Annotated in this window: 16 protein-coding genes; 8 read left to right on the top strand and 8 right to left on the bottom strand. The window is 54.4% G+C overall.

Translation table 11 applies throughout. The features are described from left to right. Positions 1 to 3: 3 nt before the first annotated feature. The gene (locus tag AMM48_RS15440) at positions 4 to 1,032 is read right to left on the bottom strand and encodes a nitronate monooxygenase (RefSeq protein WP_102784764.1); all 1,029 of its coding nucleotides are present in this window, start codon (positions 1,030 to 1,032) and stop codon (positions 4 to 6) included. A gap of 151 nt (positions 1,033 to 1,183) precedes the next feature. Beyond that, the gene (locus AMM48_RS15435; RefSeq protein ID WP_022733082.1) at positions 1,184 to 2,404 is read right to left on the bottom strand and encodes an aspartate kinase; all 1,221 of its coding nucleotides are present in this window, start codon (positions 2,402 to 2,404) and stop codon (positions 1,184 to 1,186) included. A gap of 465 nt (positions 2,405 to 2,869) precedes the next feature. Here AMM48_RS15435 and ubiG point away from each other — a divergent pair, with 465 nt between their 5' ends. Next, a complete protein-coding gene (ubiG, locus tag AMM48_RS15430) occupies positions 2,870 to 3,631 on the top strand; it encodes a bifunctional 2-polyprenyl-6-hydroxyphenol methylase/3-demethylubiquinol 3-O-methyltransferase UbiG (protein WP_102784763.1) in 762 nt (253 codons plus the stop codon). 62 nt (positions 3,632 to 3,693) lie between these two features. On the opposite strand, the gene AMM48_RS15425 is transcribed toward ubiG, so the two are convergent. Next, on the bottom strand, positions 3,694 to 4,128 hold the full coding sequence (locus AMM48_RS15425) for a DUF1178 family protein (protein ID WP_102784762.1): 435 nt from the start codon (positions 4,126 to 4,128) through the stop codon (positions 3,694 to 3,696). Positions 4,129 to 4,243: 115 nt separating this feature from the next. Here AMM48_RS15425 and AMM48_RS15420 point away from each other — a divergent pair, with 115 nt between their 5' ends. Continuing rightward, positions 4,244 to 4,765, top strand: coding sequence for a class I SAM-dependent methyltransferase (locus AMM48_RS15420; RefSeq protein WP_102784761.1), 522 nt, complete (start codon positions 4,244 to 4,246; stop codon positions 4,763 to 4,765). A 158-nt stretch (positions 4,766 to 4,923) separates the two neighbouring features. After that, entirely contained in the window at positions 4,924 to 6,837 is a 1,914-nt protein-coding gene (locus tag AMM48_RS15415) for a PhoX family phosphatase (protein WP_102784760.1), read from the top strand. A 98-nt stretch (positions 6,838 to 6,935) separates the two neighbouring features. Here the strand turns inward: AMM48_RS15415 and AMM48_RS15410 are convergent, their stop codons facing one another. Then, positions 6,936 to 7,583, bottom strand: coding sequence for a YHS domain-containing (seleno)protein (locus AMM48_RS15410; RefSeq protein WP_244271249.1), 648 nt, complete (start codon positions 7,581 to 7,583; stop codon positions 6,936 to 6,938). A gap of 114 nt (positions 7,584 to 7,697) precedes the next feature. Here AMM48_RS15410 and AMM48_RS15405 point away from each other — a divergent pair, with 114 nt between their 5' ends. Continuing rightward, complete coding sequence (locus AMM48_RS15405; RefSeq protein ID WP_101299870.1) at positions 7,698 to 8,081, top strand: VOC family protein; 384 nt, start codon at positions 7,698 to 7,700, stop codon at positions 8,079 to 8,081. Between the two features lie 30 nt (positions 8,082 to 8,111). On the opposite strand, the gene AMM48_RS15400 is transcribed toward AMM48_RS15405, so the two are convergent. After that, positions 8,112 to 8,936: a carbon-nitrogen hydrolase family protein gene (locus AMM48_RS15400; protein ID WP_102784758.1), complete on the bottom strand. Its 825-nt coding sequence runs from the start codon at positions 8,934 to 8,936 to the stop codon at positions 8,112 to 8,114. Positions 8,937 to 9,206: 270 nt separating this feature from the next. Here AMM48_RS15400 and AMM48_RS15395 point away from each other — a divergent pair, with 270 nt between their 5' ends. The 3 genes from AMM48_RS15395 (at position 9,207) to AMM48_RS15385 (ending at position 12,097) form a co-directional block, all read left to right on the top strand. Beyond that, positions 9,207 to 9,878: a GntR family transcriptional regulator gene (locus AMM48_RS15395; protein ID WP_102784757.1), complete on the top strand. Its 672-nt coding sequence runs from the start codon at positions 9,207 to 9,209 to the stop codon at positions 9,876 to 9,878. Positions 9,879 to 9,941: 63 nt separating this feature from the next. After that, positions 9,942 to 10,736: a phytanoyl-CoA dioxygenase family protein gene (locus AMM48_RS15390; protein ID WP_102784756.1), complete on the top strand. Its 795-nt coding sequence runs from the start codon at positions 9,942 to 9,944 to the stop codon at positions 10,734 to 10,736. Positions 10,737 to 10,756: 20 nt separating this feature from the next. Next, complete coding sequence (locus AMM48_RS15385; protein ID WP_102784755.1) at positions 10,757 to 12,097, top strand: Gfo/Idh/MocA family oxidoreductase; 1,341 nt, start codon at positions 10,757 to 10,759, stop codon at positions 12,095 to 12,097. An 87-nt stretch (positions 12,098 to 12,184) separates the two neighbouring features. Here AMM48_RS15385 and AMM48_RS15380 read toward each other — a convergent pair whose 3' ends face one another. Beyond that, on the bottom strand, positions 12,185 to 13,237 hold the full coding sequence (locus AMM48_RS15380) for a nitronate monooxygenase (RefSeq protein ID WP_102784754.1): 1,053 nt from the start codon (positions 13,235 to 13,237) through the stop codon (positions 12,185 to 12,187). Between the two features lie 127 nt (positions 13,238 to 13,364). Between AMM48_RS15380 and AMM48_RS15375 the strand changes: the two genes are divergently transcribed. Next, entirely contained in the window at positions 13,365 to 14,246 is an 882-nt protein-coding gene (locus AMM48_RS15375) for a LysR family transcriptional regulator (RefSeq protein ID WP_102784753.1), read from the top strand. 64 nt (positions 14,247 to 14,310) lie between these two features. On the opposite strand, the gene grxC is transcribed toward AMM48_RS15375, so the two are convergent. Both grxC and AMM48_RS15365 read right to left on the bottom strand, forming a co-directional pair. Beyond that, on the bottom strand, positions 14,311 to 14,568 hold the full coding sequence (gene grxC, locus AMM48_RS15370) for a glutaredoxin 3 (protein WP_022733069.1): 258 nt from the start codon (positions 14,566 to 14,568) through the stop codon (positions 14,311 to 14,313). Between the two features lie 125 nt (positions 14,569 to 14,693). After that, complete coding sequence (locus AMM48_RS15365; protein WP_279627496.1) at positions 14,694 to 15,440, bottom strand: ComF family protein; 747 nt, start codon at positions 15,438 to 15,440, stop codon at positions 14,694 to 14,696. Positions 15,441 to 15,533: the final 93 nt, after the last annotated feature.

Raw genomic sequence — 15,533 nt, 5'->3', positions numbered from 1 at the left:
GTCTTAGTCGTCTCTCTTAACCAGGGATTGAACGGCCTGCTCGACCAGCTCTTCAAGAATTTCGGTAACCGGTTGTTCTTTCTTTACCATACCAACCGACTGCCCTGCCATAACCGATCCACTTTCAACGTCACCGTCAATCACCGCACGGCGCAATGCACCGGCCCAGAAGTGTTCAATTTCAAGCTGGGCTTCGCCTTGATCTAGCTCACCGGCGCGGAATTTTTCAATCACCGCACGCTGTTTATCGCGGAATTCATCGGTCCCCTTGTTGGCAAGGGCACGCACCGGAATAACCGGGAAACGGTCATCAAGCTGAACCGTGGTAATCGCATCACGTGCACTGGCCCGGATAAAGGCCTTTTTGAAATCGGGATGGGCAATGCATTCCTCGGCACAGACCAGACGGGTGCCGATCTGCACACCAGATGCGCCTTGCTCAAGCAACCCGGTAATCGCTTCGCCGCGCCCAATACCACCAGCACAGAAAACCGGAATATCGGCAACATGCGGCAAGATTTCCTGTGCGAGAACCGTCAATGACACCGGACCAACGTGACCACCGGCCTCGCTGCCTTCGATCACCAGCGCATCCGCACCCGACCGGATCAGCTTTTTGGTCAGAATAAGTGCCGGCGCGAAACAAATAACCTTGGCAAATTCCTTGGCCTTTTTGATCGAGGCCGATGACGGCAACCCACCCGCAAGAACCACATGACCCACATTATGTTCGCGGCAAACCTCGATCAGATCATCAAGCATCGGATGCATGGTGATCAGATTGACGCCAAACGGCTTCTTGGTCATTTCCTTGGTGGCGGCAATTTCAGCCGACAACAAATCCGGCGTCATCGACCCGCAGGCAATCACCCCAAAACCACCCGCATTCGACACAGCCGACACAAGGTGACGTTCTGACACCCACGACATCGCGCCAGCCATAATGGCGTAATCGGTTCCCAGAAAGTCTTTGCCCGCTGCCCACAATGTTTCAAGGCGCGCGCGTGCTGCGTCAAATTTCGGATCGCTCATATTCTTTGTACCCCAAAGCAGAAATGCAGGGAACGCGAGGTTCCCTGCCATTTCATTACAAAGGCCGAAACACATCGTTCCAGCTAGTATGTAGTATTATACTTAATTTAACAGTGGCTTAATCGCGTAAAAAGCGAATGCCCCGCTAAATTTAATCGGCATCCAGACCGTATGCGGTGTGCAGGGCACGAACCGCAAGTTCGGTATATTCCTCGGCGATCAGAACACTGACCTTGATTTCCGAGGTTGAGATGACCTGAATGTTGATGCCCTTTTCCGCTAGGGTCTCAAACATTTTGCGTGCCACGCCAACATGGGACCGCATACCAACACCAATGATCGACACTTTGGTCACATCCGATGTGCTCAGCAGTTCCTGATAGGCGATATGCGCCTTGTTCTTTTCAATGACCTGAAGCGCACGCTGGAATTCTCCGCGCGGAACGGTAAAGGTCATATCCGTGCTTTTCCCGTCTTCAGAGACGTTCTGCACGATCATGTCGACATTGATATTCGCATCAGCCAACGGGCTGAAGATAGAAGCAGCGATGCCCGGCTTGTCCGCAACTTTCACCAAGGTAATCTTGGCTTCGTCACGGCTGTAGGCAATCCCGCTTACGACTTCCTGTTCCACGATCTCGTCCTCGTCTACAACAAGTGTTCCTTCTGCTTCGCTAAAGGTCGAACGGACCTGAACCCGGACGCGATGGTTCATCGCCATCTCAACCGATCGGGTTTGTAGGACCTTCGCACCCAGCGAAGCGAGTTCCAGCATTTCTTCGTAGGTAATCTTATCGATCTTGCGCGCCTTGGGCACGATCCGCGGGTCGGTGGTATAGACACCCTCAACATCGGTGTAGATATCGCAACGGTCCGCCTTCAAGGCGGCGGCCAATGCCACCGCCGATGTATCGGACCCACCACGGCCCAGCGTCGTGATCCGGTTATCGGGTGCAATCCCCTGGAACCCGGCCACACAGACAACTTCGCCACCATTCAGGCGTTTATCAAGTTCGGTGGTGTCGATTTCCTTGATGCGTGCCTTGGCATGTGCGCCATCGGTCTTAAGCGGAATTTGCCATCCCAGCCACGACCGTGCTGCCACATCCATGCTTTGCAGCGCCATGGCTAAAAGACCCACAGTCACCTGTTCGCCCGACGATACGATGACGTCATATTCACGCGCATCATACATCGGCGACACTTCCTGTGCCCAGCCAACCAGTTCGTTGGTCTTGCCCGACATCGCCGAGACAACAACAGCAACCTGATTGCCTGCATCGACCTCGGTTTTAACCCGGCGTGCGACATTCTTGATTTTTTCGACATCGGCGACCGAAGTGCCGCCAAATTTCATGACAATACGGGCCATGAAGTATCCCCGCTATGCTCGCCGTCGATCGGCTATCCGAAAACGACGGCATGTGATCCGGTGCCGAACCAAGGGTGCATGCTCTATATACAGCGCTACTCCTGATCCGGGCGGCGTTATCAATACTGCCATACGCATTGCGAAACAAGCATCAACCAAGCCGATAAATTGCGTCGATGCATTTTTTCTCTGCAAAAATGCTCCTAATCGTTCGTGATGGGCAAATTCAATGAAATTTTCCACGAAATTTACCTAATAACCCTGATCATCCATACGTTTTACGCAGGGCACCTTTCCCAAAGTCACCAGCCCCCCCCTAAACGCCTTAAGAAGGATCGCTGGCACGTCCATCCTTGCCAACACATGACAGCCACGGTTTTGCACCGAAGTATTGCCTTGCCAGGCGTGCGCGCGTAAACAATGCAGAGCACAGCATATTTGACATCACGCCTTCGGAGCCACGCCATGTCGGAAGCCCCCACCAAAACCAGCCGCACCGCCAATGCCGAGGAAATTGCACGTTTTTCCGCGATGGCCGAAGAATGGTGGGATCCCAATGGTGTGATGAAGCCGCTGCATAAATTCAACCCGGTACGTTTGGGGCTTCTGCGCGACAATATCTGTGCGCATGTTGGGCGCGATCCCAACACCATTGAGCCACTCAAAGACATCGAAATCATCGATATCGGGTGTGGTGCGGGCCTTCTGTCCGAACCGCTTGCCCGCATGGGGGCCAAAATGACCTCCGTCGATGCGGCGCAAAACAACATCGATGTCGCCAAGGTCCACGCCCAACAATCCGGGCTGGAGATCGACTATCGCTGCGGCACGCCCGAAATGCTGGCCGATGAAGGCAAGCAGTTTGACGTCGTGCTGAACATGGAAGTCATCGAACATGTCGATGACCCGCAGTTTTTCATGCAGGCTTGCGCGTCGGTTCTTAAACCGGGCGGCTTGATGTTTATTGCCACCCTGAATCGCACGCTGAAATCCCTTGCCCTTGCCAAGATTGGTGCAGAATACATTCTGCGCTGGGTGCCTGCCGGAACCCATGATTGGCGCAAATTCGTCAAACCGTCGGAAATGTCAGGTTACTTGCGTGGTTCCGGACTTGATATGGTTGATATCACCGGTGTCGCCTATAACCCGATCAATGACAAATGGTCACCAGCACCCCGCGACCTTGACGTCAATTACATGGTGATTGCGCGTAAACCTGCGGCGTAAAGAAGGGCAAACGCTTGCTTCAACCTGACGCGACGACAGGTGATAGAAACCTGATCTCTTGATCAGTTTTTCTTGGTCTTGTCGTCCCAGGGCAAGGCATGAATATCAATGCCCTCATCGACCAGTTCGGCAGTTTCCTTGATCGACGCTTCGCCGTAGATGCCGCGCTTTTCGGTTTCGCCATAATGGATTTTGCGGGCTTCTTCGGCGAACTTGGTACCGACATTCTCGCAATTGGTTTCGACCTGTTTGCGGATTTCGGCAATCGCGGTCTTGGTGGCTTCGGCAACCGCCTTCTGACGCTGCTTTTCAGCAGCATCTTCTTTTTGGCGTGTCGTGCGAAGACGCGGCGCCATCAAGGCCTTGCCAACATTGGCCGTACCACAAACCGGGCAAGATAAATCACCCCCGGCGGCCTGCGCGTCATAGGTCGCGCCGTCCTTGAACCAGCCTTCGAATTCGTGATCATGTTCGCATTTAAGCTGAAATAGAATCATGATGGTGTTTGTGCAAACCGTATTGATCGCATGACGATATGATTACTGTAATATGGCCCTATGGGCAAACATCGCCAGCCACAGGCAAAACCTTCAATAAACAAGATTTATGAAAATGTCATCCCAATTGCCGTCACACTGGATCACCCAAAATGCCCCCCTACCGGCACCGGGTCGCAACCGTGCGCTTGATCTTGCGTGTGGCAAAGGACGGCATAGTTTTTGGCTGGCACAACACGGATGGCAGGTAACCGCCCTTGACCGTGATCTTTCCCAAACCGATTGCGCCGCCGATGCCCGCATTGACTGGCAGCAAGCCGACCTTGAAACCGGCCACTGGCCGTTGGGCACCCAGCAGTTTGACCTGATTGTTGTGGTCAATTACCTGCACCGCCCCCTTTTTGATCATCTGCGCGATGCGGTTCGGTCTGGTGGGATGCTGATCTATGAAACATTCATGACCGGCAATGAAAAACATGGCCGCCCGCGTTCCCCTGACTTCCTGTTACAAGAAGACGAACTTCTGACCGCGTTTTCCGGCTGGCGCATAATCAACCAGATGCAGGGTGACATTTACCACGAAAACGCCCCACAGCCCCATGCCGTCAAACAGGCCATAGCTGTCCGAAAGCCCTAGGTCCTGAGCCTAAAATCCGTGGGGAAAATTTTGCTTTTTCCGTGCGCATTCGCAAAGCAAAAAAACAACACAAGTGTCACACTCATCGCGCACATCTTTCTGGCATCTTCCTCTTTATTGGTTTCACCGCCCGCCAAAAAAAAGAGAGAGAATTTGCCATGAACGAACAATTTGAAATTATCGAAGATCAAGACGACATCCCATCTAATCCAACCAGCAACCCCCGCGTTGCCGACCTGATCAATGCGCGTCTTTCCCGCCGTGGATTTTTCAAGGGCCTCATGGCAACTTCCGCCGTTGCAGGCGCCTATATGGCAACCAATGGCGTGGTCCGCGCACAGGATGCATCGACCCTGACCTTTAAGTCGATCCCGCAGAAAATTACAAAAACCCACGCCGTTGCCGATGGTTATGATGCCAATATTCTCATTCGTTACGGCGACAAGGTTGTGGCTGATGCGCCGGCGTTCGTGCCAGGGGCCGTTGATGCCGTCTCGCAAAACAAACAGTTTGGCTATAATAACGATTTCATCGCGTTCATGCCGCTGCCGGTTGGTTCTGATAGCTCCGATCATGGTCTGCTATGCGTCAACCATGAATATACCAACGCCGAACTGATGTGGCCGGGCCTCAAAGATTCGATGGGCGTGTCTCAGGAACAGGCACTCCATGAAATTGCCGCCCACGGGCATTCCGTCGTTGAAGTCAAAAAAACCGGCGGCACGTGGCAGGTCATCGACGGATCGAAATATGCACGTCGCATCTCTGCTCTTGATACGGAAATGGTCATTACGGGTGCGGTCGCAGGCCATGACCGCCTAAAAACCAGCAGTGATCCAACCGGCACGCGGGTTATCGGCACACTTAACAATTGTGCTGGCGGCAAAACCCCTTGGGGCACGATCCTGATCGCCGAGGAAAACTTCAACGGATACTTTGGTGGCGACATCAGCAAAACCAACGAAGAACGCAATTACAAGCGACTGGGCATCAGCACGGACAGTTGGTACAGCTGGGTCAAATATTTCGACCGCTTCAATGTGGAAAAAGAACCGAACGAGCCGAACAAATTCGGCTGGATGGTCGAGATCGATCCGTATGATCCGACCTCAACGCCCAAAAAACGCAGCGCCCTTGGCCGCTTCAAGCACGAAGGTGCTACCGTCATCCTCAACAAAGACAACTCGGTTGTCGCCTATTCCGGGGATGATCAGCGTTTCGATTACTTGTACAAATTTGTCGCATCGAAAAAATTCAATCCGAATGACCGCGCCGCCAATATGGACATTCTTGAAGACGGCACGCTTTACGTTGCCAAATTCAACGAAGATGGCAACGTAAACTGGATGCCACTGGTTCACGGTGATGGTCCGCTGACAGCCCAAAACGACTTTAACAGTCAGGCCGATGTTCTGATCGAAACGCGCCGTGCAGCTGACCTTCTGGGCGCAACCCAGATGGACCGCCCCGAAGATGTCGAACCCAACCCGGTCAATGGCAAGGTCTATGTCATGCTGACCAACAACTCAAAACGCAAAGAAGCCAATATCGTCAATCCGCGCGTTGAAAACATCCATGGTCACGTTCTCGAACTGACCCCTCCGGGTGGTATGGGCAAGGATGCCGATCACACCGCAGATACCTTCACTTGGGATATCTTCCTTCTGGGTGGTAATCCGGCAAATTCAGAAGACAAATCGTCGTATCATCCCGGTGCCGAAAGCTGGGTTTCCTGCCCCGACAACATGGCCGTCGACCACAAGGGACGCTTGTGGATTTCAACCGACGGCGCGCCAAAATCCGATATTCCGGACGGCATGCATGCAACCGACGTATCTGGTGCGGGCCGGGCCTTGACCAAGTTCTTCTTTGCTTGCCCGGAAGGCGCTGAAATGTGCGGTCCTGAATTCACCCCGGACGGGACGACCTTGTTTGTTGCGGTCCAGCATCCTGCGGATGGCTCGACATTTGACGCGCCAAGCACGCGCTGGCCGGACTTTGCCGATGGCATGCCTCCGCGTCCATCCGTTGTCGCTATTACCAAGCAGGATGGCGGCGAAATCGCCAGCTAATCGCACCAGACACATGACCTATAAAAACAAGCCAGCTGCATATCGCAGTTGGCTTGTTTCTTTTTAGGGTCTCATTCGGTCTGGTAACGCTTCCACACCTATTTTATCGGTGCAGGACCGTCATAGGTCCCGTCATTATCACTGATTGCAGTCCAGCTTTTTCCCGAGGCATCCTTGGCCTCAAGACCGGACCAATTGCCTTCGGCGGTGCTGATGTTGCCCTTTATATCCTCATTCCAGAACCCAACCACCGCCGGGGTGATGTTAAGATAAAGTTCCCCGTCGACAATCCGCCACAGGTTCGGATTGGCAGGCACCTTGCCGCCCTTGGCAACGCCATAGGCACAATGGCCATCATATTTCGGGGCGTATTTTTCCGGGTCCGCCAGAAACATGTCGCGGTTCTCCGCACTGGCAAACGCCCATGTCGCACCATTATAGTCCGCGGTGATATCCGCCCGGCCCGGCACGGCATGGGGCTGCATCATGCCGGGATCTTTTTGCGGCAAATTGAAATAGGCCACCGCGTCATAACCGCTAATCGCAAAGCCGGTTTCATCAACATATTGCTCACCGGCAATCGCTGCCCCCGACATGGCAACAAGCACTGCCGAACTCATCAAAAATCGCTTCAACATTTCCCAGTTTCTCCGGTTGAATTTACGCCATGTCCAAAGATTGACCGATGGGGCGATAAAATCGAAATGACGTTGCGACACTGTTTCGTGAGCTTGCGTGATCTTCACGACGCACCCCTAAAACTTCCCCTTAAAAACAATGTCAAAAAACATTTGACCTCAACTTAACTTGAGGAATTAGGACAAAGGAATAAGCTAACCCTTCAAATAAGGAGAACCGCCATGGCTGAAGCATTTCTCGAACATGTGAATTTCACCGTTTCCGATCCGGCCAAAACCGCACAGCGGCTGTGTGACTGGTTTGGCTGGCATATCCGCTGGCATGGGGCCGCGATCCATGATGGCACGACCTATCATGTTGGCAACACATCCAGCTACGTCGCACTCTATTCGCCGGGCAGACCAAATGACGGCTCCGAAAGTTCCTATGAAACCCGTGGGGGTCTGAACCATGTGGCGATTGTGGTGGATGATCTTGATGCCACCGAACAACGGATCAAGGCATCTGGCTATCAAACCAAAAACCACGCCGACTACGAACCCGGTCGCCGGTTTTATTTCGATGATGAAGACGGCATCGAGTTTGAAATAGTCAGCTACTCCTGACGTCTTCAGCCCAACCCCATGCCCGATGCCCTAGCACGGTTGATAGGTCTGCCCGTTTTGAAGCGACGGCACCATGCGCCGCACCTCGTCCACCCGGTCCAGATCGATCTCGGCGGTGATAAAGCCGGGATCGGTCCCGCCATCGGCCAAAACATTGCCCCACGGATCAATGATCAGCGAATGACCAAATGTTTGCCGGTTGCCCGGATGCTCCCCGCACTGCGCAGCCGCAATGACAAAACAGCCATTTTCAATCGCGCGTGCCTTTAAAAGCGTATGCCAATGCGCCTGCCCGGTGGTGCGGGTAAAGGCGGCTGGAATGCTGAGTATCTTTGCCCCGGCCTTGGCGTAATCGCGAAACAGATGGGGAAACCGCACGTCATAGCAAATCGAAACCCCGATCTTGCCATAGTCGGTGTCAGCCATTCGGGCCGCATCGCCGGGGCGGAATGTTTTGCTTTCGCGGTAGCTTTCCCCGTTGGCCAGATCGACATCGAACATATGGATTTTGTCATATGATATGATGATATTGCCATCCGGGCCGATCACAAAGCAGCGATTGGCCACCCGATCCTCGTCGCGCGCTTTTACATGTAGCGATCCGACAATCAGGGTGGAGTTCAATTCAACGGCCAAATCACCAAAAAACGCCAGTCCGGGATGCTCGTCTTCAAGGAAGGCCGCCGCACGGACATTTTCCCCGCCAAACGACATCATTGATACGTTTTCAGGAAATGCGATCAACCGCGCCCCAACCGCATGCGCATCGCGGGCATAGGTCGCCGCACGCGCAAGGTTATCGGACATATCATCACGGGAATTGACCTGAACGCAGGCAGCAATGAAACGGGTCATGACGCAATCTCCTTTTTACGATCATCCCTATGATGATGGAGATGTCAGTCCGAGGCGGCAAGTCTCATTTGGTATCACTCATACAAATATAAACCCACGATCATCCGTGTCGATGACCAGGCTCTGAACCGCCGCAAAGACTTTTCACCTAAAACACATAATCAGGATGATTATTCATGATTTATGACTAATCATCCCATCGGGAAATTCCCTCTTTCGCGACGCCGAATTAGTGTATACAGTATTCCGTACACCTAAGAAGGATTGAAGATGGAACCTCTTTCCGGTCGCAAAAGTCTGACTGACGAAGTGCACGACCGTTTGGTCGATGCGCTGTGTTCTGGCGCTCTCCCTCCCGGAACGCCTTTGCGTCAGGAAGCTATTGCCGAGGAGCTCAATGTCTCGCGGCAACCAGTGTTGCAAGCTCTGGGGTTGCTGCGTCGTGACGGACTGGTTGAACCAATGGGGCGGCGCGGCTACCGCGTTTCCCAAGTGGATGCCAATCTGGTCCGTCACGTTTATGACCTGCGAGAAGCCTTTGACGGGCTCGCGGCCCGTCTTGCGGCTCAATCCTTGGATGTTAACCGGAAATCGGCTCTGCGGGCTGCCATACAACAGGGACACCACGCTCTGGGCAGCGGCGACACCGCAGACCTTGTTGCAGCCGATGTCGCATTCCATCAAACGATCTACCGCCTTTCGGGTAATCCCTTATTGCCCGAGGCATCTGCAGCCGTCTGGCTGCAAATTCGGCGTGTTATGCATGCCTATCTTCAGAGCGGATCGTCCCGAGATCCGATCTGGACGGAACATGAAGCCATCGCCGACGCGATCTGTGCCGGCGATGGCGACCGTGCCCAACAGCTTGCCATTAACCATAGCAACAATGCCAAGCTCCGCCTGATTTCGAATATGAAGGACCGCCAAACCCAAACAAATTAACCGCCCGCAACCGGGCATCAGCCGCACCATAAAAACAACACTGTGCGGATCGGAGGAAACATCATGAAACTCAACGAAACGGCACTTGCCGAATTTCGCGAAAAGGGCTTTGTTTTTCTACCCGAACTGTTTTCCCGCGACGAAGCCGCCTTGCTTCTGTCCGAAGCCCGCAAGATTTATGCCTCCGACCGCGAAGAGGTCTGGCGCGAGACATCCGGTGTTGCCCGAACGGCCTTTGCCGCGCACACCTATAATGATGCCCACCGCCGCCTTGGCGCCCATCCCCGCCTGATTGAACCTGTTGAACAGTTCCTCGATGAACAGGTCTACATGCATCAATACAAAATCAACGCCAAAGCCGCCTTTGATGGTGCGGTCTGGCAATGGCATCAGGATTACGGCACCTGGCAGCGCGATGACGAAATGCCCGAACCGCGCGCCTTTAACATTGCCCTGTTCCTCGAAGACGTTACCCCGGCCAACGGCCCGCTTTTGTTTATCCCCAAAAGCCACAAGGCCGGTGTGCTTAAAGCCGGACACGACCTTGAAACCACGTCCTATCCGCTGTGGACACTTGATCGCGAAACAGTGACCGAACTGGCAAAAGATGGCGGCTGCGAAGCCCCGGTTGGTCCGGCTGGATCGGTTGTGATGTTCCATGGCAATCTGGTTCATGCCAGCCCGCCCAACATCAGCCCGTTTGACCGAACGATTGTCTATCTCAGCCTCTGTGCGGTGTCCAACCACATCCGGGCGTTCAATCGCAAACCGTGGATCGCGCACCGGGACTTTACCCCGATCACGCCACTTGCCGATGACTGCCTTGATGAGTTGGTCGCCAAACGATCTGCTGCATAATATCGCCGCTGGAGACAGACATGAATCTCGACGCAAAACTGCGTAAACGTGCCGATGATGGCAATCCGGTCCGGGTTGGCATCATCGGGGCGGGTAAATTCGGATCAATGTTTTTAAGTCAGGCCGGGCATCATCCGGGCTATCACGTTTTGGGCATTGCCGATCTCAGCATAGCCCGCGCCAAAGACGCCCTTAAACGGGTCGGCTGGTCGGCGGAGCAATATGGCGCGCCCGATCCGGCATCGGCCCTTAAAAACGGCACCACGTGGCTGACCGAAGACGCCGATGCGCTGATTGAGGCCGACGGGCTTGAAGTCATCATTGATGCCACCGGCAGTCCGGCCGCAGGCATCCGGTTTGGGTTAAAGGCGATTGAGCATGGCCGCCATATCGTCATGGTCAATGTCGAGGCCGATGTCCTTGCCGGGCCGCTTTTGGCCAAACGGGCCGAGGCCGCCGGTCTGGTTTATTCCATGGCCTATGGCGATCAACCGGCCCTGATTGCCGAGATGGTTGATTGGGCACGCGCGGTGGGCCTGTCGGTTATCTGTGCGGGCAAGGGCACAAAGTACCTGCCGATTTATCATCACGTCACCCCTGATGATGTCTGGACCCATTATGGCCTTACACCTGATCAGGCCAAGGCGGGCGGCATGAACCCGCAAATTTTCAACAGCTTCCTCGATGGCACCAAATCGGCCATCGAAATGGCGGCGGTGTCCAACGCCTGCGATCTCATCCCCCAAGACTGCGGGCTGCAATTCCCGGCCTGCGGGGTTGATGATTTGCCGCGTCTTTTATGCCCGCGTGAAAGTGGCGGCATTCTGGACCGCAAAGGCACGGTCGAGGTGGTGTCCAGCCTTGAACGCGATACCCGCCCGGTGTTTCGTGATCTGCGCTGGGGCGTTTATGTCACGTTTGAAGCACCGAGTGATTATGTCGCACGCTGCTTTTCCGAATATGGCTTACTCACCGATCCTACCGGCCAATATTCCACCATGTATAAACCCTATCACCTGATTGGCCTTGAACTTGGTATTTCGGTGGCGTCCGCGGCACTCCGCCATGAGGCCACCGGATCATCGCGTGTCTGGTCCGGTGATGCGGTTGCCACCGCCAAACGCGACCTTGCGGTTGGTGACATGCTGGATGGTGAAGGCGGCTATACGGTCTATGGCAAATTGATGCCTGCCGTCACATCTCGCGCCCGCAACGCCCTTCCCATTGGCCTTGCCCATCATTTGAAAATCAAACGCGCGGTTGCCTGCGATCAGGTTCTGACATGGGATGACGTTGAATTTGATGTTCATGATCCCGCCATCGCGTTTCGCAAGGAAATGGAACAGATGTTTTCCCAATAAACCCAATCCCCCGTGCCACCACCAACAAAACCCCCGGTCATCTTGATTGGGGGTTTTGATTTTTGACGGGACTTCAGGGTCAGGACCCTAGCCCCGATCCACCCTGTCGAACTCCCGCATCAGGGTCGCGACAAGCTCGGCTGCGGGCATCGCACGTGCAAGCGGCGCGCCCTGCCCGGCCCATTGCGCCCCAAAGCCATATTCGCCCTGTGCCTTGGCGGCGGCATTCAATGCTTTTCCCGCGTCATAAGCAATCGGATAGGATGGCACGGCGACGTCCAAAACATCGCCCAAAGCCGTAAAGCGGTTTGCAATCGCACGGGCCGGACGCCCGGAAATCAGCGATGTCAGTTGGGTATGATATGCACCATCCCCCATAAGCGCCTTGCAATATCCGTCATCGGCCGAGGTTTCCGGGCATGCGATAAATGCCGTCCCCAGTTGGGCAGCAACGGCGCCAAGATCACGTACCGCCGCAATCCCCGCACCATCCATGATGCCGCCCGCAGCAACAACCGGCAAAGTGCAATGGCGTACCAGCAGACGGGTCAATGCGATGGTCCCCAAACCATCATCGTGCGCATGCGGGTCAAAAACGCCGCGATGACCGCCCGCCTCAATCCCCTGCGCAACAATGACATCAATGCCCGCCGCCTCAATCTTGCGTGCCTCGTCCAGACTGGTGGCCGTCGCAAACAGCATGATCCCGGCCTGCTTTAAGGCCGCAATCGCATCGGCAGACGGCAATCCGAAATGCAGGCTGACCACAGCAGGTTTCATATCGATCAAAAGTTTGAGCATTTCCGGATCATCGGTAAAGCTTTTATAGATGGTGCGCAAACTTGACGGCGGCGGTGCACCGAACGCGTCAAAATACGGCATTAACGCGTCGAGCCACGCCGCTTCGCGCGCCCGGTCCGGTTGGGGTGTTTCATGCACGAACACATTAACGTTAAAGGCGCGGTCGGTCGCAGCACGCACTTCTTCGATCATTTTGCGCGCACCGGACGGATCAGTCGCGCCGATACCAATCGATCCCAAGCCCCCTGCATTGGAAACCGCCGCGGCAAGTGCCGGGGTAGAAACCCCGGCCATCGGGGCCTGTACAATCGGCAATGTCACACCAAGCGTACCCAGCATTTCAATCCTCCCGGAGGTTTTCGTACCATCAGGCACAACCATCCTTCATAAATTCAGAATTAAGATTGACATATATTCTTTAACAATGAATATAAATTCAAGAAAATTCTGCACTGGAGAACTCACGATGGATCACGCATCGCTGGCAATTTTTCGCACCGTCGCAAAAGAACAGGGAATTACACGCGCAGCCGAACGGCTTGGCCGGGTGCCGTCAAACGTCACCACGCGCATCCAGCAACTCGAAACAGAAATCGGTGTTGCCCTGTTTCAACGCGATAAAAAACGCATGTTGCTGACACAGGAAGGGGAAACTTTTCTGGAATATGCGGATCGCATCCTGAACCTTGCCGATGAAGCCCGACAGGTAGTTAATCCGTCGGCTCCTTGCGGAACCTTGCGGGTCGGATCAATGGAAAGCACGGTTGCCAGCCGCCTTCCCGTGCCACTTGCGGCATATAACAAGGCATGGCCCGACGTCACAATCGAACTTTCAACCGCCCCCACCCGCCAGCTTATCGATGCCCTTCTGGCGCGGCGTATTGATTGCGCGCTGATTGCAGTTCCGTCGGGTGAATGGTGGCTGGAACCCGGAACACTTGATACGCACGCCCTGTTTCGCGAACAGCTGGTTCTGCTGTTGCCGCCCGGACATCCCGATATCCGCCACGCCAGCGATATCAAACCAAAAGCATTGGCCGCCTTTGCACCGGGCTGCACCTATCGCATGCTGGCGGAGGAATGGTTGACCGGTTTTGGATCAATCAAGGAACATTTCGCGGTTCAGGAAGTCGGTTCCTATCACGCAATGTTTGCCTGCACAGCAGCAGGATCATGCATCAGCATCATGCCACGCAGCGTCGTTGATCTGATGCGCCATCTTGGCCCGGTCAAGGAACATCCGCTCATGACTGTTGATACTGTCCTAGCCTGCCGCCCGGGATTTGAAACCCCGGCATTTGCGGAATTTCGCAAAACGCTTGAAGCCGTATCCGACATCAAAAAATAAACGGGTGGCAACGATCATTGCCACCCGATTTAGTCATCCAGGGTCAGGACCTAGAATCTTGAGCTTATGCAGACAGCTTGGTGTCCAGATCGCCCTTGGCGTTTAGCGCCATCAGTTCGTCACAGCCGCCGATATGTTCGTCATTGATGAAGATTTGCGGCACGGTATGTTTTCCGTTTGCACGGTCCATCATTTCCTTTTTGCGCCGTGGCTCCATCATCACGTCGATCAGCTGGTACTTGGCACCTTTTTCTTCCAGAAGCTTACGCGCGCGTTTGCAGAACGGGCACCATTCGGTGGCATACACTTCAACTTTTGCCATGTGGTTATCTTCCTTATTCTATCCGCCAATCGCCTTTAATCGCCCGGCAATCCGGGAAACCAACGCATGATATGGCGTGAAATTCAGTTTGGATGAGGGCTGTATATCAGAAATTCTGCACCGCGTCATCGCACGACACGTGCAACCGTGATCACGGATACGTGCATGGCCCCGGCCCGTTTTAAACTGCTGGCACAGGCATTGGCGGTTGCCCCGGTTGTCAGCACATCATCGACTAAAACAACATTGGCCCCGGCAAGACCAAGACGACCTGCGCGGGCTTCATCAATGCGAAAAGCCCCGCCGACCTCGCGTTTGCGCGAAGATGGCCCCAATCCGCCAAGGCTTCGTGTATTGCGGTCCCGCCGCAATACCAAACCATCCCAAATAATTCCGGTGTGACGCGAAAGCCTTTCCGCCAAAAGCCCCGACTGATTGTAGCGCCGCGATAACAAACGACGACGATGTAAGGGGACCGGTAAAATCAACGTTGCATCGCCCCACATATCGTGTCCGGCCTGAAACATCCAGCGGGCCAAAAGCGGGGTTAAATCGGTACGATCCGCATGCTTGAACCGCAAAAGATACTCGCGGCTATGATCGTCATAAACCAAGGCCGCACGTGCCTGATCAAAGGCCGGTTTCTTTTGATGGCAGTTACCGCACAGGGTTTTACCATCCGCGTCTTGGCTAATAGCCTCGATGTTAGCGCTAACATCGAGTTCGAACGGATATCCACAGCATGCACATTGTGGAGCGGTGATAAACCGCAATCCGGCCCAGCAATCGGCACAGACCGCATGGGTGGTGTCGGTCATTTCCCCACATCCGCCGCAACGCGGTGGTAAAACGGTTCGCAACCCGATTTGCACCACATTGCCGATGGCACGGCCAATTTGCGACGATGAAATTCCCAACAGATGCCCCAAAACACTGAACTGGAACCGGAATATAGCATGTGTCGG

The sequence above is a fragment of the Thalassospira sp. GB04J01 genome, assembly GCF_000751115.1.
Taxonomy (GTDB): domain Bacteria; phylum Pseudomonadota; class Alphaproteobacteria; order Rhodospirillales; family Thalassospiraceae; genus Thalassospira; species Thalassospira lucentensis.
The sequence above is the reverse complement of the archived record's forward strand: the minus strand, read 5'-3'. Positions and strand labels throughout refer to the sequence as shown.

Bases quoted from the DNA above. Each gene is read 5' to 3' on its own strand.
- AMM48_RS15440 (WP_102784764.1), bottom strand. From the start codon at position 1,032: ATGAGCGATCCGAAATTTGACGCAGCACGCGCGCGCCTTGAAACATTG.
- AMM48_RS15435 (WP_022733082.1), bottom strand. From the start codon at position 2,404: ATGGCCCGTATTGTCATGAAATTTGGCGGCACTTCGGTCGCCGATGTC.
- ubiG (WP_102784763.1), top strand. From the start codon at position 2,870: ATGTCGGAAGCCCCCACCAAAACCAGCCGCACCGCCAATGCCGAGGAA.
- AMM48_RS15425 (WP_102784762.1), bottom strand. From the start codon at position 4,128: ATGATTCTATTTCAGCTTAAATGCGAACATGATCACGAATTCGAAGGC.
- AMM48_RS15420 (WP_102784761.1), top strand. From the start codon at position 4,244: ATGTCATCCCAATTGCCGTCACACTGGATCACCCAAAATGCCCCCCTA.
- AMM48_RS15415 (WP_102784760.1), top strand. From the start codon at position 4,924: ATGAACGAACAATTTGAAATTATCGAAGATCAAGACGACATCCCATCT.
- AMM48_RS15405 (WP_101299870.1), top strand. From the start codon at position 7,698: ATGGCTGAAGCATTTCTCGAACATGTGAATTTCACCGTTTCCGATCCG.
- AMM48_RS15400 (WP_102784758.1), bottom strand. From the start codon at position 8,936: ATGACCCGTTTCATTGCTGCCTGCGTTCAGGTCAATTCCCGTGATGAT.
- AMM48_RS15395 (WP_102784757.1), top strand. From the start codon at position 9,207: ATGGAACCTCTTTCCGGTCGCAAAAGTCTGACTGACGAAGTGCACGAC.
- AMM48_RS15390 (WP_102784756.1), top strand. From the start codon at position 9,942: ATGAAACTCAACGAAACGGCACTTGCCGAATTTCGCGAAAAGGGCTTT.
- AMM48_RS15385 (WP_102784755.1), top strand. From the start codon at position 10,757: ATGAATCTCGACGCAAAACTGCGTAAACGTGCCGATGATGGCAATCCG.
- AMM48_RS15380 (WP_102784754.1), bottom strand. From the start codon at position 13,237: ATGCTGGGTACGCTTGGTGTGACATTGCCGATTGTACAGGCCCCGATG.
- AMM48_RS15375 (WP_102784753.1), top strand. From the start codon at position 13,365: ATGGATCACGCATCGCTGGCAATTTTTCGCACCGTCGCAAAAGAACAG.
- grxC (WP_022733069.1), bottom strand. From the start codon at position 14,568: ATGGCAAAAGTTGAAGTGTATGCCACCGAATGGTGCCCGTTCTGCAAA.